Genomic DNA, 24390 nt, shown 5'->3' with positions numbered 1-24390 from the left:
ACGTTTAGTATAGAAAAGAGGAGCATTTATGGAACAGAGCACGACCCCGCGCAAAAAGGTCATCTTCAGCGGCATCCAGCCCACCGGGGTATTCACCCTGGGCAACTATCTGGGGGCGGTGAAGAATTGGGGTCCCCTGCAAGACGAGTACGACTGCACCTACTCGGTGGTGGACCTGCACGCCATCACCGTCAAACAGGACCCGGCCAAGCTGCGCCGCCAGACGCTGGACTGCTACGCCCTGCTCATCGCCTGCGGCATTGACCCCCAGAAGAGCCTGCTCTTCATCCAGAGCCACAACCCCGCCCACAGCCAGCTGGCCTGGGTCCTCTCCTGCTTCACCCAGTTCGGCGACCTGGGGCGGATGACCCAGTTCAAGGAGAAGAGCCAGAAGCACCCTGACGACATCAACGCCGGGCTCTTCACCTACCCGGTGCTGATGGCCGCCGACATCCTCGCCTACGGCACCGACCTGGTGCCGGTGGGGCAGGACCAGAAACAGCATCTGGAGCTGGCCCGGGGGATCGCCAACCGCTTCAACGGCCGCTTCGGCGAGACCTTTGTGGTGCCCGAACCCTACATCCCCAAGACGGCGGCCAAGATCATGTCCCTCACCGAGCCGGAGAAGAAGATGAGCAAGTCCGACCCCAACCCCAACGGCTTCATCTCCATCCTCGACGAGCCGGACGTCATCCTCCGCAAATTCAAAAAGGCGGTCACCGACTCCGAAGGGGTGGTCTGCCGCCGGGAGGGGAAGGCCGGCATCAACAACCTGATGTCCATCTACTCCGCCATCACCGGCAAGGACTTCGACGAGATCGAGCGGGAGTTTGCCGGCAAGGGCTACGGCGCCTTCAAGATGGCGGTGGGCGAGACCGTCAGCGACGAGCTGGCCCCCATCCGCGAGGCCTTTGCCCGGCTGTCGAAGGACAGGGAATACCTGGAAAAATGCTACACCGAGGGCGCGGAAAAGGCCTGCCGCGCCACCGCCAAAATGCTGCGAAAGGTCTACAAAAAAGTGGGCTTCATCGGCCTGTAAAACACCTGTGCAACCGCGCATTCCATGCGCCCGAGAGGGTGGGAGAAGCAGTGGCTTCCCCCGCCCTCTCTTTTTTTATTCCCTCTTCCCACAGCCGCGCGACCCTGACATTAGGCGAATGTCACCCTCTCTCCCGGGCAAACCTATAATAAAACTGGCTTGAAAAAACGCCTGTGTAAGGCGAGCGAGAAGGTGATACGACCATGTACAAGAACAAAGCTCCAGACGGCCGCAACAACCTTTGCGGCAAGCAGATCGCCCGGCTGCGCAAACAGATGCGGCCCCGGGTGTCCCAGCGGCTGTTGGCCGAGCGGCTACAGGTGCTCGGCCTGGATCTGGACAAGAACGCCATCCAGCGCATCGAAAACGGGAGCCGTTTTGTGACCGACGTGGAGTTGGCACAGATTGCCCAGCTGTTGCAGGTCTCGATGGAGGAGCTGACAGAGGGGCGGACCGGTTGAGCGCCCTCCCTGCCCGCGGGGAAGGGACCCGAACGGCCAAAAGACCGCCTCCCCCTGATCCGAAAGGGGAAGGCGGCCCAAAAAGGGGCGCAGACACCGCGCGCGGCGGGCCTGCGCCCCTCCTTTTTCGCCCTTAGCCCGCCGCGCCGAAAAAGAGGCGCACCAGCAGGGCGCTGCAGACAAAGCCCGCCAGGTCGGCCGAGAGGGCCGAGGGCAGGGTGTGCCGGGTCTTTTTCACATGGGTCACCCCGTAGTAGACCGCCAGGGTGTAAAAGGTGGTCTCGGTGGAGCCCATGAGCACACTGGCCACCCGGCCGATGTAGCTGTCCGGCCCAAAGGACTGGAGCACGTCCTGGAAGATGACCATTGCCCCGCTGCCCGAGATGGGGCGCAGGAGGGCCAGGGGGATGATCTCCCGCGGGATCTGCAGCAGCGACGCCACCGGCGCCAGCCCCGCCTGCAGCAGGTCCAGCGCCCCGGAGGCCTTGAACATCCCCACGGCGGTCATCAGCCCCACCAGGGAGGGGAGCACCCGCAGGATCACCTTGGCGTTCTCCCCCGCCCCCTCCATAAAGGCGTCAAAAACCGGCACCTTCTGCGAGATGCCGTAGAGGGCAAAGGCGCAGAGGAGCAGGGGCACCACATAGGCGGTCACGGCCGGCTCCCCCCCTTGGCGATCCGGCGGGCGGCCGACTTGGTCCCCCGGGGGCGGGTGGCGCCCCGCAGGGCGCGGTTGACCAGCAGCCCCGCCGCCAGGGCGAGGACGGAGCAGAGCCAGACGCAGGTGATGATCTCCATGGGGTTTTGGCTGCCCGCCTTGAGCCGCAGGGTGGCCGCGGTGGTGGGGATGAGCTGCAGCGAGGCGGTGTTGAGCACCACAAAGGTGATCATGTCGTCAGAGGCGCTCTCCCTCTCGCCGTTTTGCCGGTCCAGCTCCCGCATGGCGGTAAGGCCCAGGGGGGTGGCGGCGTTCCCCAGCCCCAGGAGGTTGGCCATCAGGTTCATGGAGATGGCGGCAAAGGCGGGGGAATCCCGCCGCACCCCACTGAAAAGCCTGCCCACCAGGGGGTAAAACCAGCCGGAGATCTTTTCGGTCAGCCCCGATTTCTCGGCGATGTTCATCACCCCGCCCCAGAGACAGAGGGAGCCCAGCAGGGTGATGGACAGCTCCACCGCCTTGATGCACTCCCCCATGGCGGCGGCCGAAACCCCCTCCATCCGCCCGGTGAGGGCCCCGCAGATCACCGACAGAACGAGCATCCCCACCCATATATACGTCATCACGAAAATCCGCCCCTCTCTCGAGGATAAATATGTCAAGAGTGTAAATTGTATTCCTTTCTCCCATTTATTTACTTGAAAAAATTGACAAATCGACGCCCTTTGACTATAATAATCTCAGTTCCCACATTTTTTGCAGTTTTATATCGACAAGAAGGAGAGAAATAGCAATGAAATCTACTGGCATTATTCGTGAGATGGATGAACTCGGCCGCATCGTGATCCCCATTGAGCTGCGCCGCAGCCTGGACATGACCAAGGGGACCAACATTGAAATTTTTGTGGAGGACGATGTCATCAGCCTGCGCAAGGTCAAAGACAGCTGCGTCTTCTGTGGCTCGGACAAGGACCTGGTCAACTACATGGACCGCCTGGTCTGCAGCGATTGCATTGAGAAGTTGAAAAAATAGACTTCTTCTCCCCTCGCTTGCCCTCTTTGTTTTTCATACAAGTTTTGCACTTCGCGTTTTCCTCACGCGGCAAGAAGGCGGCGCCTCGGCGCCGCCTTTTTTGCGCCCTAAAAAGCCGGCTGCCCACGGGGCGGCCCGACAAAAAAAGAGCCGCACCGGATCGTCGCCGGTGCGGCTCTTTCTTTTGCTCTGTTGGGGCAGACGGCGCTGTTTTAGGCACCGCCCTCCCCCTGCGCCGCCCGCTGCGCCGGGCAGCCGTAGGCGGTGAAGTCCAGCTCCCGCAGCCAGCAGTGGGCGTAGAGGGCGGTGCTGGTGGAGAGGTGGGGGAAGAAGTAGAGGATGGGGATCACCAGCAGGGAGAGGAGGGCCCAGGGCAGAAAGGAGAGGTAGAGGAAGAACAGCTCCCCCCGGCGGCTGGCCATCTCCTTGACCGAGATGTGAAAGGCCTTTCGCACCGGGATGTCGGAGCGGGAGATGACGATGTACTTGGCCAGAAAGTACCGGGTCAGAAAGTAGACCAGCAGCGGCACCGTCAGGGCCATCAACAGCAGGGAGAGGATGATGACCACCGCCCCCAGGGCGGTGAAGAGGGTGCTGTCGGTGGAGATGTAAAAGTAGTACCCGGCCCACAGCAGCCCCGCCGAGGGGGCCAGCATGCAGACGCTGTAAAAGGCGCTGCGGGCAATCAGGTTGAGGGCGTACCAGATGCTCCGCCCCATCCGCCGCAGACTGCCGAAGTAGTGAAAGACATCCCACACCGGGGCGTCGGGGTCCAGGGCCACATTCCAGTACCAGCGGTGTTGCCCCAGGTAGAGGGGGGCCAAGACCAGCCCCCGCAGCAGCCAGATGGCGAGGATGACCGAAGCGCTGAGGATCACCACCGGGGCGTCAAAGGGGACCTCCTCCAGGGCAAAGAGGTCGGAGAGGCCCCAGATGTTGAGGGTCTGCGCGCAGATGCGCTCCACCAGGGTGAAAAACATCAGCACCGACACCACCATGAAGAGGACGGCCATGGCCTTGCCGATTTGGTGGCGGAGGATCTTTTTCGAGTCCCGCTTGATGCTCTGTCTCAACTCGCTTGCTCCCTCCCTTCCCATCAGCGTCAAAACTCGATCCCCTTGCGGGCGGGGACGCCCCTCTCAAAGGGGTGCTTGCGGCAGCACATCTCGGTGCAGTAATCGCTCTGTTCTACCAGGGCGGGCGGGGCGTCCCGCCCGGTGAGCACCACCTCGGTCCCCGGATCCCGGCCCGCGAGGAGGGCGAGCACCTGCCCCTCCTCCACCAGGCCCAGGGAGAGGGCGGCCATGATCTCGTCGCAGACCACCAGCCGGTAGGTCCCGCCGGCGGCCGCCGCGGCCGCCGCGGCCAGCAGCTCCTGCTGCTGGGCCCGGCAGGCCGCCTTCTCCCCCTCGTCCATGGCAAAGTAGAACTTGCCGCTGGTGCGGGGCGAACACACCTGGGCCCCCAGGCGGCGCAGGCTCTCCAGCTCGGCCGAGTCGCCGCCCTTTAAAAACTGGGTGAAGTAGACTCGCTCCCCCGCGCCCAGCGCCCGGACACACAGCCCCACCGAGGCGGTGGTCTTCCCCTTGCCGTTCCCCGTGTAGATATGCACCAGGCCCAACTGCTCTCTTCTCTCTTCCGCCATCACGCGACCGCCTTTCTCTCCATGGGGCCACAGGCCCCGCCGAATCTCTCTTTTTACCGCCCGCTGAGGGGGGTCGGCGTCTGCGCCCCATGGGGCATGATGCCGATGACCTCAAAGGCCTGGGCGGCCTGCCACAACTGGGGGGTCACCAGCAGGGTGTAGCCGCAGCCGTCGTCGCAGTGCCACTCCAACTGGCGCTTGCGGGGGTAGCCAAAGGCGGCCAACAGCCCCATGATCACCCCGCCGGGCACCACCACTGCCGCCGACTCCACGCCGCCCTTCATCATGTCCTCGATGACGGTGCGGATGCCCAGGGTGCAGCGGGCGGCAAACTCCTCGATCTCCTCCCCGTCGGGGATCAAGGCGTCCGGCGACCCGGCAGCAAACTTCTCAAAGTCGGGGTCGCCCTTGAGCTCTTCCAGGGTCTTGCCCTCAAAGCGGCCGAAGTCCAGTTCCCCCAGCTCCTCCATGACCTCCTGCTCGGCCACCCCGGGGTAGAGCAGGTGGGCGGTCTGCCGGCAGCGCAGGTGGGGCGCCACATAGAGCTTGTCCGCTGCCGGGTAGTCGTAATCCTCCTGCAATCGGCGCAGGCGGGCCACCCCCTCGGGGCAGAGGGGCAGGTCGGTGCGCGCCCCCACATACCGGCCGTCCAAATTGCCCTGGGTGAGGCCGTGGCGGATGAGGTGGACCTTGTAAGTTTTCATAAAAACACCATTCCTTATTATTGCAATGCGGAGAAAGAAAAATCCCTCCGCCCAAATCACTCAAATTTGCCTTTACAAAAGGTTTTGCTTGCTTTATAATTTACACTATGTAAAAATGCGGGGAGTTTTGACGATGAATGCCGATTTTCATAGGATCCTGACTCTTTTGAGGAAGGAGAAGGGGGTCAGCCAAAAGCAGGTGGCTGCCAGCCTGGGGATCTCCCAGGCCCTCCTCTCCCACTACGAAAAGGGCATACGGGAGTGCGGGCTGGAGTTCGTGGTGAAGGTGGCCGATTACTACGGCGTCTCCTGCGACTACCTGTTGGGCCGTTCGCCCGACCGCGCCGGGCTCACCCTCTCGGTGGACGACCTGCCCGATGGGGACGGCGGCCGCCAGAACGCCTTTGCCGGCAGCATCATGCCGGTGCTCAATAAAAAGCTCATCACCAACTCCCTGCACATCGTCTTCGATATGCTCTCCAAGGGGCGCAACGATTCGCTGACGCGGGAGGTGTCGAGCTACCTGATGACCGCCGTCTACAAGTCCTTTCGCAAACTCTGCGGCATCAACCCCAAAAACCAGGACACCATGTTCAGCATCTCCAAGGTGCGGGTGTCCCACCTCTGCGGCAGCGCCATGAGCCAGAACGAGGCCAACATCGACTGCCTGTCGGCAGGGCAGGACCTGGAGGGACTCACCCCCATCGAAAACCGGGACGCCTTTGCCCTGACCACCCAGTCCATGACCGAGAACTACCCGCTCTACTACTCCTCCCTGCAAAACCTCATCAGCAATGTGGAGGCGGAGCTGGGCAAAAACGGCGGTGGCAGGGGCAAAAAGTAGGCGGCACCCCGGGGTCGGGCCGTCGCCCCCTGTCCATTAGTATACTACCATTTTTACCCGCAATTGAAAACGCTTTTCAAACTTTTTCTCCCTTTTCCAACTCGACTGCGGACTGCCCTTTCCGGGCGGCCCGCCTTTTTTCTGTCCGCCGGGCAGCGGCGGGCGGCTAAAGGGCAGTGCAATCGACCATACTCAACACAAAGCCCTCTTTCCGCCGCGCGCGAAAGGGGAAAAGGAGGCAACCGCGTGGAACTCAAACCAAAATACGGCCTGTTCACCGCCTTTACCATGATCGTGGGGATCGTCATCGGCTCGGGGATCTTCTTCAAGGCCGACGACATCCTCACCCTCACCGGGGGCAACATCGCCCTGGGGGCCCTGGCCTTTGCGGTGGCGGCCATCGCCATCGTCTTCGGCGGGCTGGCCTTTGCCCAGCTGGCCTCCCTCACCGACTCCCCCGGCGGGCTGGTGGCCTACGCCCAGGAGTTCGGCAACCGCCGGCTGGCCTGTGCGGCCGGCTGGTTCCAGACCTTTTTCTACTACCCCTCTCTCATCTCGGTGGTCTCCTCGGTGGTGGGGGTCTATCTGGCCCTCCTCTTTGGGCAGAGTTGGTCCCTGGGCACACAGGTGTTGGTGGGGGGTGGCTTCCTGCTTCTCTGCTACCTCTACAACACCCTCTCCCCCAAATTCGGGGGTGCCTTTCAGCGCCTCTCCTCGGTGGTCAAGCTGATCCCCCTCCTCCTCTTCGCCGCCGTGGGGATGCTCTTCGGCGACCCCACCTCCATCGTCCCCCCACAGACCGGCAGCGCCTTTGCCGCCCTGGGGTGGACGGCGGCCCTGGCCCCCATCGCCTTCTCCTTTGACGGGTGGATCGTGGCCACCTCCATCGCCCACGAGGTGCGCGACGCCAAGCGGAACCTCCGCATCGCCCTCATCGCCGCCCCCCTTTTGGTGCTGGCGATCTACCTGCTCTACTTTGTGGGGGTCTCCTGCTACCTGGGCCCGGAGCGGGTGATGGCCCTGGGGGACGCCCACATCGACGTGATGGCAGGCAACCTGCTGGGGCCCTGGGGGGCCAAGGCGGTGCTGGTCTTTGTCCTCATCTCGGTGATGGGGACGGTCAACGGCCTGGTGATGGGGAGCATCCGCATGCCCCACGCCCTGGCCCTGCGGGGGATGGTGCCCGGGGCCGCCACCCTCGAACGGGTCAACGCCCGGCTGGACATCCCTGTCCCCTCGGCCATCCTCTCCTTTGCCACCTCGGCGCTCTGGCTGGGGCTGCACTACTGGAGCCAGCGCGGCGGCTGGCTCCCCAACGCCGACCTGTCCGAGTGCACGGTGGCCTTTAGCTACCTGTTTTACATGGCGGTCTACTTCCTCCTCATCCGGCTGTTTTTCCGGGGGAAGGCAGGCGGTTGGGTCAGCGGGGTGCTCATCCCCCTGCTGGCCACCCTGGGTGGGCTCTTGATCCTGGCGGGCGGCACCCACAACCCCCTCTTCTGGCCAGGGGCCGCTGTGGTGACCGCCGTCCTGGCCGCCGCCGTCTGGCGGTATGGAGGCCCGGTTCCCCAAGAGGGCGGCATCCGGCCCTAAAGTCGCTGTGGGAACGGCGCCCCAGCCCTTCGCTGCCGGGCTGGAGGGAGGCGTCGGGCCGTGACAGGAGAGGTGTCCACCGCGAAATAGGGGTCGGCCTTTGGGATGTCACTGTCGGGAGACGCCAGGGGCTGGCCCCTAAAGAGAAAAGGCCATTTGGGCCGGAACAGGAGGACGCGGCCGTTCCCGGCAGCCGCACGGAGCGAGGGATCGCAGCCGCCGTTCCGGCTGCTTGTCCGGCGATCTGAACCCTCAAGTTCTGGCTTCCAGCAGGGCCCGGCTGTCCGGTTGGAAGCAGGCCCCCCTGTGCGGGGTCGCTCCAACCGCCGCCGTGCGGTAAAAAGGCCAGACGGGAAGGACAGGTCTCCTTCAAAGCAAACTGCGAAGAATAGCCGTCCCGCCCGCCACCTGTTGGGCCAGAGCGGCAGGAGGCTCTCACCCTGACGCACACCGGCCACAGCGACAGCGTTTTTTCCACCTCTCTTCGGCGGTGAAGGGCACCATCTCAAAGGGGAGAGCATGGCCAGCTTCAAACCGCCCGCAAAAAGGCCATCCTCTGCGATTTTCCCGCTCGCGGAGGGCGCAGAAAACCGTGCCGTCGGAACAGGCCGCTCCACCTTGAAAAACGCTGCCCCCCCGTCCAGAGGGGGCAGCACTTTTCTCGCCCGGCCGGAGCGTTGGAAGGGCACATCCCTCCTCCCCGCAGACCGCGCGGCCCCCCGCAGGCCGCTTTGCCCCTTTCCCGCATATTGCCGCCCATTTTTCGCACAATAAAAGGGCCGCTGCCTTTCGGCAGCGGCCCTTTTGAATGCTTGCGGCAAAGTTACTTCGCGTCGACCTCGGCCATGTGGGAGATCAGCTGCAGAACTTTGTTGGAGTAGCCCCACTCGTTGTCGTACCAGGAAACCAGCTTCACGAAGGTGTCGTTGAGCATGATGCCGGCCTTGGCGTCGAAGATGGAGGTTCTGGGATCGCCGTAGAAGTCGGAAGAGACAACGGCGTCCTCGGTGTAGCCCAGCACGCCCTTCAGAGAGGTCTCGGAAGCCTCTTTCATCTTGGCGCAGATGTCCTCATAGGTGGTGGCTTTGGCCAGTTTGACGGTCAGGTCGACCACGGAGACATCCAGGGTGGGAACGCGCATGGACATACCGGTCAGCTTGCCCTTCAGAGAGGGGATGACCAGAGCGGTGGCCTTGGCGGCGCCGGTGGAAGAGGGGATGATGTTGCCGGCAGCGGCGCGACCGCCTCTCCAATCCTTCTTGGAGGGGCCGTCAACGGTCTTCTGGGTGCCGGTGGTGGAGTGAACGGTGGTCATCAGGCCCTCGACGATGCCGTAGTTGTCGTTGATGACTTTGGCGATGGGAGCCAGGCAGTTGGTGGTGCAGGAAGCGTTGGAGACGACCATCATGTCTTTGGTGTAGGTCTCCAGGTTGACGCCGCACACGAAAGTCGGGGTCTCTTTGTCCTTGGCAGGAGCGGAGATGACGACCTTCTTGGCGCCGGCTTTGATGTGGGCAGAAGCCTTCTCGGTGGTGCAGAAGACGCCGGTGGACTCAACCACGTAGTCGGCGCCGCACTCGCCCCAGGGAATGTTGGCGGGGTCCATCTCAGCGTAGAACTTGATCTCTTTGCCGTTGACGACAATGGCGTCATCGGTGTAGCTGATTTCGCCCTTGTACTGGCCGTGCACGGTGTCGTAGCGCAGCATGTAAGCGCAGTAGTCAGGGGTCATGAAGGGATCGTTGATGCCCACGAACTCGTAGTCGGGGTTGTCCAGACCAGCGCGGAACACCAGTCTGCCGATGCGGCCAAAGCCGTTGATACCGATTTTGATAGCCATTGGAAACAGCCTCCTATATTTTAAGTTGCTTTCATTTTATATCAAAACAGGGGAAACCGCAAGGGTTTGTCACAAAATTAACTGTTCCTTTCCAGTATTTTCACGTTTTCCCCGCCGGGGCGTGCAGGCGTTTGCAAAAAGGGGCCCTTTCGCCCAACAGAAACCCCAATATTTGGAGAAATGTCTTTACAAACCGATTTCAGTGATAGTATACTGACACTATCCTATTTTGTCGAATTATGGAGAATATTGTCGATGAATGGTTTGGACCCAACCCTTCACCCTCCCATCGTGGAGATGGTCAAGCGGTGTTTTCGAGATATGCAGGCGCCGGTGTCCCTCTGCGGGCCCGCGCTTGACACCCTTTGGCAAAACCCATATTTAGAGCGCCAGTGCCCTCTCTTTTCCCTGCGCAACCTGCGGGAGCTCTCGCAGGAGTGCGACTGGCCGCAGGTCGAGTCGCAGCTGCGCCGGGGGCAGGAGGTGCTGTTGCGGCTGCCCTCCCTCTTTTCCGGGGAGGAGACCTCCTCGGTGCGGCTGCTGCCCTGTCTGGACGACGGCGCCCTGGAGGCGGTCTTCGCCCTCTTCCCCGCGCCGGCTGCCGCCGCCTCCCCCCTGGAACTGGAGGGGGCGCAGCGGGTGGCGGCCGCCTTCTCCCAGTCCTATCGCACCAAGCTGACCGCCATCTTCTCCGCCCTGCCCCCCCTGGCTCGCCGGCTGGAGGAGAGCGGCGACTACACCGGCCAGCAGCTGGTGGAGCGGGTCAACCAGAGCGCCTACCGCCTGCTGCGCATCAGCCGCAACGTGGAGGAGATCGCCAAGTACCAGTCGGGCAACAACCCCTTTTTGCCCCAGCCCCTGGACATGGGCCGGTTTTTGGAAAACCTCTGCGAGGGGGTGCGGCTGGTGATGGGGCGCAGTGGCATCCCCTTCACCAGCCAAATCGAGCTGGACGGGGTGCAGATGCAGGCCGACCAGGGCAAATTGGAACAGGCGCTGACCAACCTCCTCTCCAACGCCTTCCTCTACACCCGGGACCAAAACGCCGTCCACCTGGACGCGCGGCTGGTGGGCGGTGAAGTGGTGATCACCGTGCGGGACCGGGGGCGGGGCATCGAACCGGCCCTGCAGGCCAAGGTGTTTGAACCCTATTTCTCCCACGGGCCGGATGGGGGCTTCCCCTCCACCGGGCTGGGGCTGACCCTCTGCAGGTATGCAGTCGCCCTCCACGGCGGGCGGGTCCTCTTGCAGAGCACCCCTGGCGAGGGGACCACCGTCAAGTGCACCCTCCCCGTGCGGAAGAGCGCCGAGGATCCGGTCCTTCGGAGCGAGAGCCCCTTTGAGCTGCTCCAAAACCGGTATTCGGCCCTTTACGTGGAGCTGGCTGATGTCTGTCAGCTGCCTTACGCGTAGTTTTTTCAAGCCAAGGAAAGCGGCCCTGCGCGGCGGATCGCGCAGGGCCGCTTTCCCTTTCCCCAAAATCAAAAAGGCCGCCGCCCGCTTCCAGCCGGGCGACGGCTTTTTTCTCTCGATTTGGGCGCTACCGCCCCCGGCGGGGGCCGCCCTCTCTCTTGCTGCGGGGCCGGTACACATAGGCGCCGTCCCCCCTGCCCGCCGCCCGGCGGGGGGGGGACGTTCCGCTCCTCGGGGCCGGTGCTGTCTCTTAGCCCCATCTAGAGGGGTATAAGAGACCGCTCCCCGTCTGCGGCGGCCTTCCCCCTTCCCTCCCCAGAGGGGGGTGCAGCCCTCTTCTCCTCTGCGGGGGGGCCTTCCGGCTCCTCTTCCCTGTCGGCGGTGTAGAAGAGCTGCGCCCGGTCCGCCAGCGGGATGCCGGCGGCAGGGGCCAGGTGCTCCCCCGCCACGCGAGCGGGGTCCAGCTCTCCCGCCAGGTAGAGACAGAGCACCAGCCCGGCCGCGAAGTAGAGCAGGTCAAAGGCAAGGCCCAGCAGGTCGCCCAGGGCAAAGGCCGACCCGCCCCCCAGCGAGAGGACCGCCGGCGGGAAGGTGGCGAGGGCGAAGCAGAACAGGTGCAACAGCCCCCAAAAGGTCCCCTTGCGCACCCGGTCGCCGCCCCACTGGGCGCCCATGGCCCCGGCAGCGTGGACAAAGAAGAAGCAGGCAGTGCAGCAGGAGAGCAGCTCCAAAACCCCCTGGGAGACCAGGGCCGAGACCGCCCGCCCCGCAATCAGCAGCACCAGGGTGTAGCCGGGATAGAGGGCGCAGAGCACCGGCAGCCGGCTGGCCGCCCCGGCGAGGTAGCGTCCGCAGCCGAAGAGCCCCACCCCAAAGAGGACGGCAAAGGCATAAAGGCCCAGCCGGGCCAGAGGGACCCGCCCCCCCAAAAAGAGGAAGACCAGTTGGGCGGCCCCCACCCCGGCGACCAGGATGCCAAGGGCGCAGAGCACCCCGCCCCAGCCGGGCCGGGCGGAGCCGTCCCGGCGGCCCCGCGGCTCCCCCCTGGCGCAGAAGAGGGCCAGCAGGATGCAGAGCAGCAGCGCCCCGGCAATGGCCCCGTACTGGAGCAGGGACTGGCTGGTAAAGAGCCCCCCCGCCACATACCGGTCCAGCTGGAAAACGCGCAAGGCCGCCGAGGCAGCCGTAAAGACGGCCCAGGCGGCCAGAAAAGCGATCTTCATAAAAACCCCACCTAACGTTGGTTAATGGGGACGTACGACTGTTTTGCCGTCAGGTTCTTGTAAGCCGGGCGGATGATCCGGCCGCCAAACATCAGCTCTTCCATGCGGTGGGCGCACCAACCGGGCATCCGGGCAACGGCGAACAGCGGGGTGAACAGCTCCTCGGGGATGCCGAGGGTGCGGTACACCAGTCCCGAATACAAGTCTACATTGGCGCACAAATTCTTGTCAACACCTTTTTCCTCGGCAAACACCTGGGGGGCCAGCTTCTCCACCATCTGCAGCAGGTGCAGGTCCTCGCCAAAGCCCTTTTCCACCGCCAGGTGCTCAGCGTAGCGCTTGAGGATCTGGGCGCGGGGGTCGCTGACGGTGTAGACCGCGTGGCCGATGCCGTAGATCAGCCCCGAGCGGTCCCCCGCCTCCCGCCGCAGCAGGCGGCGCAGGTAGTCCTTGACGTCCTGCTCGCTGGCGGGGTGGGAGATGGCCTCCTTCATCCCCTCCAGCATCTGGGTCACCTTCAGGTTGGCGCCGCCGTGGCGAGGGCCCTTGAGGGAGCCCACGGCGCTGGCCAGGGCCGAATAGGTGTCGGTGAGGGAGGAGGAGAGCACCCGGCAGGCAAAGGCCGAGTTGTTGCCGCCGCCGTGCTCGGCGTGGAGGATGAGGCAGAGGTCCAGCAGGTGGGCCTCCTCCTCGGTAAAGCGCTTGTCGGGGCGGACGGTGCGCAGGATGGTCTGGGCGGTGGAGTGCTCCCGCTTGGGCAGGTGGAAGTACATGCTCTTGTGGTCGTAGTTGCGCCGCTTGACCTGGTAGGCGTTGGTGATGATGGTGGGGGTGCCGGCGATGATCTCGATGCACTGGCGCATCACGTTGCCCATGGAGAGGTCCTCCGCCTCGTCGTCATAGCTGTACATGGCCAAAATCGAGCGGGCCAGCTTGTTCATCACGTCGGGGGAGGGGGCCTTCATGATCATGTCCTCGGCAAAGCCGGGAGGCAGGGCGCGAAAGTCCGCCAGCACGTCGTTGAAGAAGTCCAGCTGCTGCTGGGTGGGCAGCTTGCCGAAGAGCAGCAGCCAGCTCAACTCCTCAAACCCGTAGCGGCCCGACTCGATGACCCCGGCCACGAACTCGTCCAGGTCGATGCCCCGGTAGAGCAGCTTGCCGGGGGTGGCGGTCTTGACCCCGTCGACCATCTCGTAGCCCACCACGTCGCAGATCAGGGTCAGCCCCGCCAGGACGCCGGTGTTGTCGGCGTTGCGCAGTCCCCGCTTGACCCCCAGCTTCTCGCAGTCTTCCGGGTCGATGAAGTTATATTTCCGAAACTCATCACATAGGATGTTAATGGCCTTTTGCTTAGAACCGGACACGTTGTATCCCACAGGTACCACCCCTTTATCAGGCTAAAACCGGCGCGGCCGGTTTTGCGAATTGTTCTTATTGTACTGTTCTGTCCAGGGCTTGTCAACACCGTTTTGCACTTTTCTCTCTTTTGTATTTCATTTTATTCAATTCAAGCGAACACTTTTGGCTTATTTTTTCAAAATTTGAAATATTATTTTTAAAATCCTGCAAAATAAAAAATGTCGATCCCCGTCTGTTACAGGGGGGAACGGCACAGCGGAGAAGGATGTGTTCACATGCGTTTGAAAGTGTCGGTGGCGGCGGTCTTTGCCGCGGTGACCTTTGCCTCCCCCCTGGCGGTCTTTCTGGCCGGCACGCCGGAAGGGGGCGGCGGCAGTTCCCCGGCCAGCCCGCAGTCCGGCGGGACGGAGAGCAGTTCCCCCGCCCCGGCCGGCGGTCAGGCCACCATCAAGGTCTACGACAGCGCCCAGGACAAGGTGATGGAACTGGCCTTTTCCGACTATCTGCGGGGCGCTCTGGCCGCCGAAATGCCCCCCACCTTCGCCCCGGAGGCGCTGAAGGCCCAGGCCACCGCCTGCGCGACCTACGCCCTGCGGCTCAAACAGCAGGCGGCCGAAAGCCCCAACGAGTCCCTCAAGGGGGCCGACATCTCGGTGGATTCCCGCCTCCACCAGGGGTATATCAGCGACGCCGACCTGCAGACCCGCTGGGGCCAGAATTACGACTACTACCGCTCCCTCATCCAGGAGGCGGTGGACCAGTCGGGCAATCAGATCCTCACCTATGAAGGGGCCCCCATCATCTCGGCCTACCACTCCATCTCCCCCGGCAAGACCGAGGCGGCCGAGGACATCTGGGGCCAGGCCGTCCCCTACCTGGTAAGCGTCGACAGCCCCGGCGACCTGTTGGCCCCCGACTACGAGACCAAGGAGACCTTCACCAAGGACGTGGTCAAGGAAAACCTCTCGCAGAAGTGGTCGGACATCGCTCTGGGCGACGACCCCGCCACCTGGTTTGCTGACCTGGCCACCACCCCCTCGGGCACCGTCAAGACCCTCACCGTCGGCGGCAAGGCGCTCAGCGGCGGAGACATCCGCTCCGCCCTCAACCTGCGGTGCGCGGCCTTCTCCGTCTCCTATAAAGACGGCACCTTCACCTTTGACGTCAAGGGCTACGGCCACGGGGTGGGGATGAGCCAGTACGGCGCCGACTACATGGCCCGGCAGGGCTCCTCCGCCCAGGACATCCTGGCCCACTACTACCCCGGCACCGCGCTGGAACCCCTGGCAAACTTCCTCTCCTAAACCGCCTTTGTCCCCCGTGACAGCCCGCCCCTCCCCCCGTCGGGAGGGGCGGGCTGTTTTGCCGTTCCCCCGCCTCTCCCCTGCCGCGAACGGCCGCAGCACCGGTCAAAAAAGGCGAAAAAACACTTCTCACCCCCTTGACAAATGGGCAGGAAGAGCATATCCTATGAACAGATGAACAGTTATTCACATGTTCACTTGTTTCAAACACCCGTCCACTTTGAAAATAGAGGAGGCCCCCATGAAACCTGACGAGCGCTGCCAAGAGCAGCACAAGCACACCTGTCTCATCCAAACCGCCCGGGCGCACATCCTGGACGACGACAAGCTCGACCCGCTCTGCGACATCTTCAAGGTCCTCTCCGACCCCACCCGGATGCGGATCATCCTCACCCTGGTGGACAGCGAGATGTGCGTCTGCGACATCGCCGGCGCGGTGGAGTGCAGCCAGTCAAACGTCTCCCACCAGCTGCGGCTGATGCGCCAGAGCGGCATTGTCAAGTTCCGCAAGGACGGCAAGTCGGTCTACTACTCCCTGGACGACGACCACGTCAAGACCATCATCGTCCAGGCGGTCAACCACATCTCCCACATGGGGTAAATCAACAACGCAATGGAAAAGGGGAACTTTTTATGAAACAGCGGGTCTACTTTGAACATCTCAGCTGCTCCCACTGCGCCATGAAAATTGAGGAGAAGCTGGAGAAGAGGAAGCTCTTTCCCGAAGTGGCGGTGAGTTTTGCCACCGGTGTCATCCTGGTGGAGAGCGACCACCCGGTCAGCGAAGGGGAGCTGGCTGCCATGCAAAAAATCTGCGACGACATCGAGCCGGGGGTCACCCTCTCCCTGCAAAAGCCGGGGACTGCCCCGACCGCAGGCGCGGTTCCCGGCAGCGGACATGACCACAGCCACGGGGAACACGATGCCTGCGGCTGTGGACACGACCACAACCACGGGGAACACGGCGCCTGCGGCTGTGGGCACGACCACGGCCACGGGGAGCACGACGCCTGCGGCTGCGGGCACGACCGCGGCCACGGAGAGCACAACGCCTGCGACTGTGGGCACGACCACGGCCACGGGGAACACGGCACCTGCGACTGTGGGCACGACCACGGCCACGGGGAACACGACGCCTGCGGCTGTGGGCACGACCACGGCCACGGGGAGCACGACGCCTGTGGCTGCGGGCACGACCACGACCGCGGGGAACACGACACCTGCGGCTGCGGGCACGACCACGGCCACGGGGAGCACGACGCCTGCGGCTGTGAGCACGACCACGGCGAAGAGGCCGCCGTCGAGGCCAGCGAGCAGGCCGCCCGCAAACTGGCTGCCCGCCCCGGCACCCAGACCCTCCGCTTCACCGGCCTCAGCTGTTCCCACTGCGCCATGAAAATCGAGGAGCGGCTGGAGAAGTCGGGTCGCTTTGAGGCGGTGTCGGTGAGCTTTGCCACCGGGACCATCCTCATCCGCTCCCTGCGCACCCTCAACCTCGAGGACCTCACCTTCGTCCAGCAGGTGTGCGACGACATCGAGCCCGGCGTCCAGGTCTCCCTGGCCGGGGCGGCCCCCTCCAAAAAGGCCGCCCCCAGCGAGGAAGGGACAGAAAAGCGCCCCCTCTGGCCCCTGCTGCTGGCGGTGTTGCTGGCGGTGTCCGGGATGGCAAGCGAACACCTGGCGACGGCCACCGCCGTCCTCTGGATCGCCGACGGCCTGCTGGTGGCGGCCTGTGCCCTGGCCTGTTACGACGTCTGGTACAAGGGCGTCACCGGCATCTTTAAAAAGAGAGTCGACGAAAATCTGCTGGTGACGGTGGCGGTCATCGCCTCCTTCTTCCTGGGCGAGTTCGGCGAGGCCGCCATGGTGGCCCTCCTCTTTAAAATCAGCCTCTACTTAGAAGATCGGGCCGTGGGCGCCACCCGCAAGAGCCTGAACGCCATCACCAACATCCAGCCCGAAACCGCCGCTGTGGCCGGGCCGGGCGGCCAGATCACCGAGACCCCGGCCGAGCAGGTGCAGGTGGGCGACGAGATCGTCATCCGCCCCTCCGACCGGGTGCCGCTGGATTGCGTCATCCTCTCGGGCAGCACCGCGGTGGACAAATCGGCCATCACCGGTGAAAGTCTGCCCGTCAACGCCGCCGAGGGAGACGCCCTCCCCTCCGGGGCCATCAACCTCTCCGGCCTGGTACGGGCCAAGGTCACCTCCCCGCTGGAGGAGTCCACCGCCGCCCGCATCATCAAGCTGGTGGAGGAGTCGGCCGCCCAGAAATCCAAATCCCAGAAGTTCATCACCCGCTTTGCCGCCATCTACACCCCGGTCATCCTCCTGTGCGCCCTGCTGGTGGCGATCCTGCCCCCCCTGACCGGGCTGGGCAGCTGGAACCACTGGATCTACACCGCCCTGGTGTTTGTCGTCTCCGCCTGCCCCTGTGCCCTGGTCATCTCCATCCCCCTGGGCTTCTACGCGGGCATCGGCGCCGCCTCCAAGCGGGGGGTGCTCATCAAGGGGGGCAAGCACATTGAAAACCTGGCCAAACTCACCGACGCCGTCTTTGACAAGACCGGCACCCTCACCGACGGCAAGCTGCAGGTGACCGAGGTGAAGGCCCTGGCCGACTTGAGCGAGGAGGAGGTGCTGGCCTACAGCGCCCTGGCAGAGCAGTACTCCAACCACCCCATCTCCCGCTCCATCGTCGCCCAGTGCCCCCAGCTCCCCGGCGAAAAACTCCTCTCGGTGGAGGAGATCGCCGGCAAAGGGGTGCGCGCCCAGCTGGAGGGCAGAGAGCTGCTCTGCGGCTCGGCCCGGCTGCTGCGGGACGCCGGGGTGGCCGTCCCCGAGGGGATCGAGGCCAACGTCCTGCTGGCCATCGGCGGGCAATGCAAGGGCTATGTGACTGTGGGCGACCAAGTCCGTCCCGACAGCCGGGAGACCATGTCCCAGCTGAAGGCCCTTGGGGTGCGCACCGCCATGCTCACCGGCGACAGCGCCAAGGCGGCCGCCAAGGTGGCCGGCCAGCTGGGGCTGGACGACTACCGGGCCGACCTGCTGCCCCAGGACAAGGTGGACGGCCTCCTCTCCCTCAAGGGGGAGGGGAAGACGGTGGCCTTTGTGGGCGACGGCATCAACGACGCTCCGGTCCTGGCCGCCTCCGACGTGGGGGTCGCCATGGGCTTTGGCACCGACGCGGCCATCGAGGCCGCCGACGTGGTGCTGGTCTCGGGCAAGCCCAGCTCCCTTCCCGGCGCGGTCAAACTCAGCCGCCGGGTGATGAACCTCATCAAGTTCAACATCGCCTTTGCCCTCATCGTCAAGTTCCTGGTCATCGGTCTCTCCCTCTTCGGCCTCTCCACCATCTGGATGGCGGTCTTTGCCGACGTGGGGGTCACCGTCCTCTCGGTCCTCAACGTCACCCGGCTGTTGCTGGGCAGCAAAAAGCAATAACCGCTCAAACAGGCGGGGCGAAACGTCGCCCCGCCTGTTTTTTTGCTGCCTGCGGCGACATGAGCTGCACTTTGCCTGCAGCGCCGCTGCCACGGCCGCCGCATCCTCTGTGGGCGCACGGATGAAAGGGAAGGACGATACAATCGCCGCCTCTCCATCCGCATCGTCCTCCGCACGCAAGCGAGGGATCCACAATCGACCCGATGGCGGCGGCGTTCGGTGTCCTCCCCGCAGGCGATGGCGGACTTGGAGAGGGCATGGGTACAGGCGAAGCCCGAGGGAGGCCAAAGGGGTCTCGGCTGTCGCCGCTCTACCCAGCCACACCCCATTTCAACCCACACAGGTGCATCGATCGAAATGCCCTCTCCAGAATTGGCCAACCCCCTCTTCCCGACCACCCCCTGTGCGGGCTGCAACAACACCCTTTCGGGGACGGACAGCCCCGAGCACGCCGCCCCCACGCGGATGCGTGGATTGAAATAGCTTGTTCAGCCGCGTGGTATAGGCGCGCTGGGGTCACACCTCACACGGGCGCGTGGAGTGGAATGGGGATGCCGTCAAGATGTCAAGCCGCCGGACCCATCCCCCCACATGGTGCACAGATCGAAATATCGCCGCAGAGAATGGCGCGATCTGCCTTCAGCACCGCCTCCCACATGGGGAAATGGATCGAAAGAACACCTTCTTCGAGCCGTTCTCGACCACCCCCGGCACCCCTGCGCGGGTGTGCGGAATAGAGATTGCCAGGAGGAACGCGGCAAACGATTTTCCCTCGTCCGCCCCCCCTGCAGGTGCGTGGACAGCCATTCGCCGAAATCGCCTCCCGCCGCGCCCTCTGCGGCGAACCAACGGCGCACAGCCATCCACCCTCGCCCTTCCCCTCGACGCCCTCTCCCTGCGGGAGGCGCCAACTGAAATGGGCCGCCCGGCAATGCCGCGGGGGCCAGTCCCCTCTCCACGACAGACCTGGGCCAACATCAGGGCGCCGTAAAGCCGCCACCTCCCGGTGGTGAAAGCGGTGCAAAAGGGCCCCTCTTTTTTATGGAACACGCCGATTTTTCCCATCCCCCCCCTCCTTCGCTTCAAAAGTGTCCGCCCCTGTGCTACACTGGCAGTAGAGCGGAAAGGGGGCCCTCCCCCTTCCCCCGAAACTGCCGGGCACACCCGCCGGGTGCGCGCTTTTTTTAAAAAAGGAGGCAATGAACCCATGGATGCAAAACAGCAAGTGCAGGCCGCCGTCCGCGAGAAGGAGGCCGCCATCTGGGAACTGCAGGAGGCCGTCTGGTCGGCCGCCGAACTGGGGTACGAAGAGGTCAAGTCCGCCGCCAGCTTCTGCCAGGCGCTGCGGGAGCAGGGCTTTGAGGTGGAGTCCGGGGTCGCCGGCATCCCCACCGCCTTCATCGGCACCTACGGCAGCGGGAAGCCGGTCATCGGCATTCTGGCCGAATTCGACGCCCTCTCCCAGCTGGGACAGGCCGCCGCCACCCCCGTCAAGACCCCGGTGCCCGAGAATGAAAACGGCCACGGCTGCGGCCACAGCGCCCTGGGCGCCGGCGCCTTTGGCGCCGTTCTAGCCGTCAAAGATTACCTGGAAAAGACCGGGAAAAGCGGCACCGTCAAGCTCTACGGCTGCCCAGCCGAGGAGACCGGCTACGGCAAGACCTTCATGACCCGCGCCGGCTGCTTTGAGGGGGTCGACGCGGTCCTCACCTGGCACCCCTTTGACAACAACGCCGCCTGGGGGGTCAGCTGCCTGGCCAACATCAACATCGTCTTCAACTTCCACGGCCGCACCGCCCACGCCGCCGCTGCCCCCCACGCGGGGAGAAGCGCCCTGGACAGCTGCGAGATCATGAACGTGGGGGTCAACTACCTGCGCGAGCACGTCATCCCCGAGGCGAGGATGCACTACGCCTACCTGGACGTGGGCGGCACCTCCCCCAACGTGGTGCAGGACCACGCCACCCTCAGCTACTTTATCCGCGCCCCCAAAATTTCCCAGGTGCACGAGATCCTGGAGCGGGTGAAGGACATCGCCAAGGGCGCCGCCCTCATCTGCGGCACCACCATGGACTGGTACATCCGCACCGGCGTCAGCGACTACATCCCCAACCCCACCCTCACCGGCATCCTCTACGACGCCCTGGTGGACGTGGGCGCTCCCGACTTTGACGAGGCTGACTACGCCCTGGCCCGCCAGTTCCGCGACTCCCTGGGCGAGGACCTGCGCCAGGCCAGCGATGCGGCCATCCTCAAATCCCGCGGGGAGGAGCACGGCAAGAAACTGCTGGCCCAGGGGTTGGACACCGACATCGCCCCCCTGGTCCTCTCCAAGGTCGCCATGCCCGGCTCCACCGACGTGGGCGACGTGAGCTATGTGGTCCCCACCGCCCAGATGGGCACTGCCGGAATGGCCATCGGCACCCCCGGCCACACCTGGCAGATCACCGGGCAGACCTGCTCCTCCATCGGCAAAAAGGCCCTGCTCAAGGCCAGCGAGGCGCTGGCACTGGCCGCTGCGCGGGTGCTGGATGACCCCTCGGTGCTGGAAAAGGCCAAAGCCGAACTCAAAGAGGAGACCGGCGGACAGTACGTCTGCCCCATCCCCGCTGAGGTCGAACCCCCGGTCCCCGACTGGGTCTTTGGCGAGGCCAAAAAAGCCGGCTTGCTGTAAGCCATCCGCCTACATCAAAAAACGGGGGGCGAAGCGCATTGCTTCGCCCCCTGTTTTTTTGTCTTTCTCCCTGTAAAGGCCGCGCGCCGGCGGCGACAACCTCCCCGCTGCCAACGGGAAACCTGAAAAACGAGCGGCAAAACGCCCCTTTTACAGGCGCCTCTCAGACATCGGGTTGCACCGGCGCGGCCCGGCGGCACTTGCCGGACAGGTGGCTCACCTCCAGGCAGAAGACGACCACCGCCTGGCAGGCCTTTTCCTCAAAGGTCCAGTCCCTGCGTCCGGTCTGGTGGGCCATCAAGATTTCCAGCCCCCGGCGCTTTTCCTCCCCGTGCAAAAAGCGGACCGCCCCCTCGCCGATCAAACTCCGGTAGGCCCAACCGTGCTGGCAGGCGGTCTCTCCAGCCGTCAGCCCGCCCCCGTCGTCTACCCCAAAACAGGCGCGGGGGGAGCGGCGCAGCAGGTCCAGCTTGCGCCCCTCCCTCGCCGAGTGGAAGTAGAGCCGCAGCCCGCCCTCATCCCAGCTGTACCCGTAATTCAAGGGCACCAGGTAAGGGCGGTCGCCGTCGCAGAGGGCCAGCCGGCAGACCCTGCCGAGGCGCAGCAGCTCCTCCTGCTGTGCCCGCTGGTCCATGGCGCGCTCCCCCCTCCGCAGCGGCTGGGGCAGGGGTTCGCGCAGCTCCATCCGCCAGAAGTCCGCCGGGCCGGTGGGGGTGTTCTGGCGGTAGACCTCCACCCCCTCAAAGCCCGCGCGCTCGTAACAGCGGATGGCACGGGCGTTGTCGGCGCGCACCTCCAGCAACACCGGCCGCCGGGGAAAGCGGGCCGCCGCCTGGCTGCAGACCAGGCGCACCACCTCCTGCCCCAGGCCGCGGCCGCAAAATCGCGGCGCCAACCCCAGGCCGATGGTGACGCCCTCTGGGCGTCCCTTCAGCCGGAAAAAACCCGCCAGCTCCCCCTCCTCCGTCAGCAGGGCCCGCCAGTTCTCCCGCCGGCGCTGGGGGTCCGCCAAACCCCAGCCGCTGGCGCAAACCTCCTCCCAGTCCGGCAGGTTGTACATCTGCCAGGGCGGCGGGTAGACCCAACCGCAGACCTCCCTGGCCCTCTCCTCGCTCAACTCGGCAATGGTAAACACCGCAGCGCCTCCTCTCTTTTTGTACAGTCTACCATCCACCACCCCGCCCGGCAACCCAATTTTTCCCGTCGCCTTCCACAAGAGAAGGGCGGCAGAATCGGCAATTTGCCAGTTGCGCCGGACCGTCCGCCGGTCTACAATGGAATTGCCCCCGCAAAAGGGGTGTTTTTTGCCCCGAGTGTAAAAACGTTTTTATTAACTGCTTTGTGCAGTGTGCGGGCGCTTCGCCCGAAAAAAGGAGGGTGTTTTTTCCGTGCAAAAGAGAAAGCTCTATGTTCTCTCCATCGACGCCATGATCTATGAGGACACCGCGTTTATGGAGACCCTGCCCAACCTGGGCCCCTTTGTCAAACGGGCCTCCCGGGTCAAGCGGGTCAAAACCGTCTACCCGTCGCTGACCTATACCTGCCACGCGTCCATGATCACCGGCTGCTACCCCGACCGGCACGGCATCGTCCACAACGAGCAGTTCACCCCCGGCGACCCGCTGCCCATCTGGTACCACTACCGCACCCCCTATCAGGCGCTCGACACCCTGCCTGAACTGGCCCATCGCAGCGGCTACAAGGTGGGCAGCGTCTTCTGGCCCACCACCGGCGGTCTGGACATCGACTGGAACGTGGCCGAAATTTGGGACTGGTCCTTCCAGCCCGAGGACATGCGCCGCCAGCTGATGGAGAGCAGCACCCCCGCCTTTATCGAGGAGATCTGGCCCACCTATGGGCAGATCCTCCAGGGCCTCAGCGACCCCTACTTCGACTGGTTTTGCAACCACGCCCTGGCTTACATGATCAAGGAGAAAAAGCCCGACGTCTTCTTCCAGCACCTGTCGGCCGTCGACCACGCCCGGCACAATCTGGGGGTCTTTGCCGAGGGCCTCAAGCGGGACGCCTGGATCCAGCAGGACAAGGAGTTCGGGATGATCGTCCGCGCCCTGGAGGAGAGCGGCGAGTTGGAAAACACCACCTTCTGCATCACCAGCGACCACGGCCAGACCCCGGTGGACCACCTGGTCTGCCCCAACATCAAGCTGGTGGAGGAGGGGCTCATCCGCCTGAACGAGGACGGCAGCCTAAAGGACTGGGACGTCTTTGTCAACTCCGCCGCCCACTCGGCCCACGTCTACCTAAAAGATCCCGGCGACAGCGACCTGCGCGCCCGGGTGGCCGCCCTGTTGCGCCGCTGGCAGGACGAGGGGGAGCTGGGTATCGAGACCATCTTCACCGCTGAAGACGTGAAGGCGCACCGCCTCACCGGAGACTTCGCCTTTGTTTTGGAGGGGGCCGACGGCTATGCCTACAGCAACAACCTGACCGGGCCGCTGGTCTTCTCGGCGGACAATTCCGACTACAAATACAGCGTTGCCACCCACGGCCACCTGCCCGAAAAGGGCCCCCAGCCCACCTTTATGCTGGTGGGCCCCGGCGTTAAACCGGGGGTCGAGCTGGAATGCTGCGACATCGTCGACGAGGCCCCCACTCTCGCCGCCCTTCTGGGGCTGGAGATGAAGGGGGTCGACGGCAAGGTCCTCCACCAACTGCTGGCCGACTGACCCCAACACTCCGCCAAACCACCCTATTTCCTGCAGGAAGCCCGTCCCTCCCGCAAGCCGGAGGGACGGGCTCTTTTGCGCCCTGAAAAATTGGAAATTCCCGTTGACAGCAGGGGGGCATTATGCTAATATAATGGATGTTACTTGCCATGGAGAGGTGTCCGAGCGGTTTAAGGAGCTGGTCTTGAAAACCAGTGACTCGCAAGAGCCGTGGGTTCGAATCCCACCCTCTCCGCCAGCTCTCAACTTTATTTTATAGATGATTCCTTTGACTTTGGAGAAGTACTCAAGAGGTCGAAGAGGCTCCCCTGCTAAGGGAGTAGGGCGGGAAACCGTCGCGAGGGTTCAAATCCCTCCTTCTCCGCCAAATCCAGCGGCACACGATGTGCCGCTGGATTTTTTGTGCGGAAAATATTTTTTCTTTATGATACCAGGAGAATCTGCACGCAAAAAGGGCCCCCGCCTT

General features: G+C 64.0%; 20 protein-coding genes and 2 tRNA genes. 13 read left to right on the top strand and 9 right to left on the bottom strand.

The window, feature by feature from the left end:
- Positions 1-28: 28 nt before the first annotated feature.
- Together trpS and BN3266_RS02755 are read left to right on the top strand one after the other, a co-directional pair.
- A complete protein-coding gene (gene trpS / locus BN3266_RS02760) occupies positions 29-1039 on the top strand; it encodes a tryptophan--tRNA ligase (RefSeq protein WP_059003584.1) in 1011 nt (336 codons plus the stop codon).
- A 203-nt stretch (positions 1040-1242) separates the two neighbouring features.
- Positions 1243-1500 (top strand): helix-turn-helix domain-containing protein, encoded by a 258-nt coding sequence (locus BN3266_RS02755; protein WP_021660530.1) that lies wholly within the window; start codon positions 1243-1245, stop codon positions 1498-1500.
- A gap of 133 nt (positions 1501-1633) precedes the next feature.
- Here the strand turns inward: BN3266_RS02755 and BN3266_RS02750 are convergent, their stop codons facing one another.
- The gene (locus BN3266_RS02750; RefSeq protein WP_021660532.1) at positions 1634-2155 is read right to left on the bottom strand and encodes a spore maturation protein; all 522 of its coding nucleotides are present in this window, start codon (positions 2153-2155) and stop codon (positions 1634-1636) included.
- Positions 2152-2781, bottom strand: a complete 630-nt coding sequence (locus tag BN3266_RS02745; protein ID WP_082671605.1) for a nucleoside recognition domain-containing protein — start codon at positions 2779-2781, stop codon at positions 2152-2154. Before BN3266_RS02745 ends, BN3266_RS02750 begins: the two co-directional genes overlap by 4 nt.
- Positions 2782-2951: 170 nt before the next feature.
- Here BN3266_RS02745 and BN3266_RS02740 point away from each other — a divergent pair, with 170 nt between their 5' ends.
- Positions 2952-3191 carry an AbrB/MazE/SpoVT family DNA-binding domain-containing protein gene (locus BN3266_RS02740; RefSeq protein WP_021660535.1) on the top strand — a complete coding sequence of 80 codons (240 nt, stop codon included), beginning with the start codon at positions 2952-2954 and terminating at the stop codon, positions 3189-3191.
- A 212-nt stretch (positions 3192-3403) separates the two neighbouring features.
- Here BN3266_RS02740 and BN3266_RS02735 read toward each other — a convergent pair whose 3' ends face one another.
- From BN3266_RS02735 to BN3266_RS02725, 3 genes are read right to left on the bottom strand one after another with little or no spacing between them, the layout of a single operon-like run.
- Positions 3404-4264 (bottom strand): DUF975 family protein, encoded by an 861-nt coding sequence (locus BN3266_RS02735; RefSeq protein WP_059003582.1) that lies wholly within the window; start codon positions 4262-4264, stop codon positions 3404-3406.
- Positions 4265-4293: 29 nt separating this feature from the next.
- Positions 4294-4836, bottom strand: coding sequence for a cob(I)yrinic acid a,c-diamide adenosyltransferase (locus BN3266_RS02730; protein WP_059003580.1), 543 nt, complete (start codon positions 4834-4836; stop codon positions 4294-4296).
- A gap of 53 nt (positions 4837-4889) precedes the next feature.
- Positions 4890-5540, bottom strand: coding sequence for a histidine phosphatase family protein (locus BN3266_RS02725; RefSeq protein ID WP_059003578.1), 651 nt, complete (start codon positions 5538-5540; stop codon positions 4890-4892).
- A gap of 166 nt (positions 5541-5706) precedes the next feature.
- Here BN3266_RS02725 and BN3266_RS02720 point away from each other — a divergent pair, with 166 nt between their 5' ends.
- Both BN3266_RS02720 and BN3266_RS02715 read left to right on the top strand, forming a co-directional pair.
- The gene (locus tag BN3266_RS02720; protein WP_353590584.1) at positions 5707-6384 is read left to right on the top strand and encodes a helix-turn-helix domain-containing protein; all 678 of its coding nucleotides are present in this window, start codon (positions 5707-5709) and stop codon (positions 6382-6384) included.
- A 246-nt stretch (positions 6385-6630) separates the two neighbouring features.
- Positions 6631-7977 carry an APC family permease gene (locus BN3266_RS02715; RefSeq protein WP_242861704.1) on the top strand — a complete coding sequence of 449 codons (1347 nt, stop codon included), beginning with the start codon at positions 6631-6633 and terminating at the stop codon, positions 7975-7977.
- Between the two features lie 823 nt (positions 7978-8800).
- On the opposite strand, the gene gap is transcribed toward BN3266_RS02715, so the two are convergent.
- Complete coding sequence (gene gap / locus BN3266_RS02710) at positions 8801-9817, bottom strand: type I glyceraldehyde-3-phosphate dehydrogenase (protein WP_021660543.1); 1017 nt, start codon at positions 9815-9817, stop codon at positions 8801-8803.
- Positions 9818-10072: 255 nt separating this feature from the next.
- Between gap and BN3266_RS02705 the strand changes: the two genes are divergently transcribed.
- On the top strand, positions 10073-11230 hold the full coding sequence (locus tag BN3266_RS02705; RefSeq protein ID WP_195891599.1) for a sensor histidine kinase: 1158 nt from the start codon (positions 10073-10075) through the stop codon (positions 11228-11230).
- A gap of 260 nt (positions 11231-11490) precedes the next feature.
- Here BN3266_RS02705 and BN3266_RS02700 read toward each other — a convergent pair whose 3' ends face one another.
- Positions 11491-12453 carry a hypothetical protein gene (locus tag BN3266_RS02700; RefSeq protein ID WP_059003576.1) on the bottom strand — a complete coding sequence of 321 codons (963 nt, stop codon included), beginning with the start codon at positions 12451-12453 and terminating at the stop codon, positions 11491-11493.
- Between the two features lie 11 nt (positions 12454-12464).
- Positions 12465-13829, bottom strand: a complete 1365-nt coding sequence (locus BN3266_RS02695) for a citrate synthase (protein WP_059003574.1) — start codon at positions 13827-13829, stop codon at positions 12465-12467.
- A 258-nt stretch (positions 13830-14087) separates the two neighbouring features.
- Here BN3266_RS02695 and spoIID point away from each other — a divergent pair, with 258 nt between their 5' ends.
- From spoIID to BN3266_RS02675, 4 genes are all read left to right on the top strand, one after another.
- Positions 14088-15116, top strand: a complete 1029-nt coding sequence (gene spoIID / locus BN3266_RS02690; protein WP_059003572.1) for a stage II sporulation protein D — start codon at positions 14088-14090, stop codon at positions 15114-15116.
- A gap of 241 nt (positions 15117-15357) precedes the next feature.
- A complete protein-coding gene (locus BN3266_RS02685) occupies positions 15358-15717 on the top strand; it encodes an ArsR/SmtB family transcription factor (protein WP_021660427.1) in 360 nt (119 codons plus the stop codon).
- 32 nt (positions 15718-15749) lie between these two features.
- Positions 15750-18563 carry a heavy metal translocating P-type ATPase gene (locus BN3266_RS02680; protein WP_059003570.1) on the top strand — a complete coding sequence of 938 codons (2814 nt, stop codon included), beginning with the start codon at positions 15750-15752 and terminating at the stop codon, positions 18561-18563.
- 1207 nt (positions 18564-19770) lie between these two features.
- Entirely contained in the window at positions 19771-21237 is a 1467-nt protein-coding gene (locus BN3266_RS02675; RefSeq protein ID WP_059003568.1) for an amidohydrolase, read from the top strand.
- A 163-nt stretch (positions 21238-21400) separates the two neighbouring features.
- Here the strand turns inward: BN3266_RS02675 and BN3266_RS14405 are convergent, their stop codons facing one another.
- Positions 21401-22372, bottom strand: a complete 972-nt coding sequence (locus BN3266_RS14405) for a GNAT family N-acetyltransferase (protein WP_059003566.1) — start codon at positions 22370-22372, stop codon at positions 21401-21403.
- 253 nt (positions 22373-22625) lie between these two features.
- Between BN3266_RS14405 and BN3266_RS02665 the strand changes: the two genes are divergently transcribed.
- The 3 genes from BN3266_RS02665 (at position 22626) to BN3266_RS02655 (ending at position 24291) form a co-directional block, all read left to right on the top strand.
- On the top strand, positions 22626-23924 hold the full coding sequence (locus tag BN3266_RS02665) for an alkaline phosphatase family protein (protein WP_059003564.1): 1299 nt from the start codon (positions 22626-22628) through the stop codon (positions 23922-23924).
- A gap of 151 nt (positions 23925-24075) precedes the next feature.
- Positions 24076-24162 (top strand) — tRNA-Ser (locus BN3266_RS02660).
- Positions 24163-24200: 38 nt separating this feature from the next.
- A tRNA-Ser gene (locus tag BN3266_RS02655) sits at positions 24201-24291 on the top strand.
- Positions 24292-24390: the final 99 nt, after the last annotated feature.

Origin of the sequence: Bittarella massiliensis (ex Durand et al. 2017) (genome assembly GCF_001486165.1) — a bacterium.
In the GTDB taxonomy this organism is placed as follows: Bacteria; Bacillota; Clostridia; order Oscillospirales; family Ruminococcaceae; genus Bittarella; species Bittarella massiliensis.
This window is presented reverse-complemented; position numbering and strand designations above follow the sequence as displayed.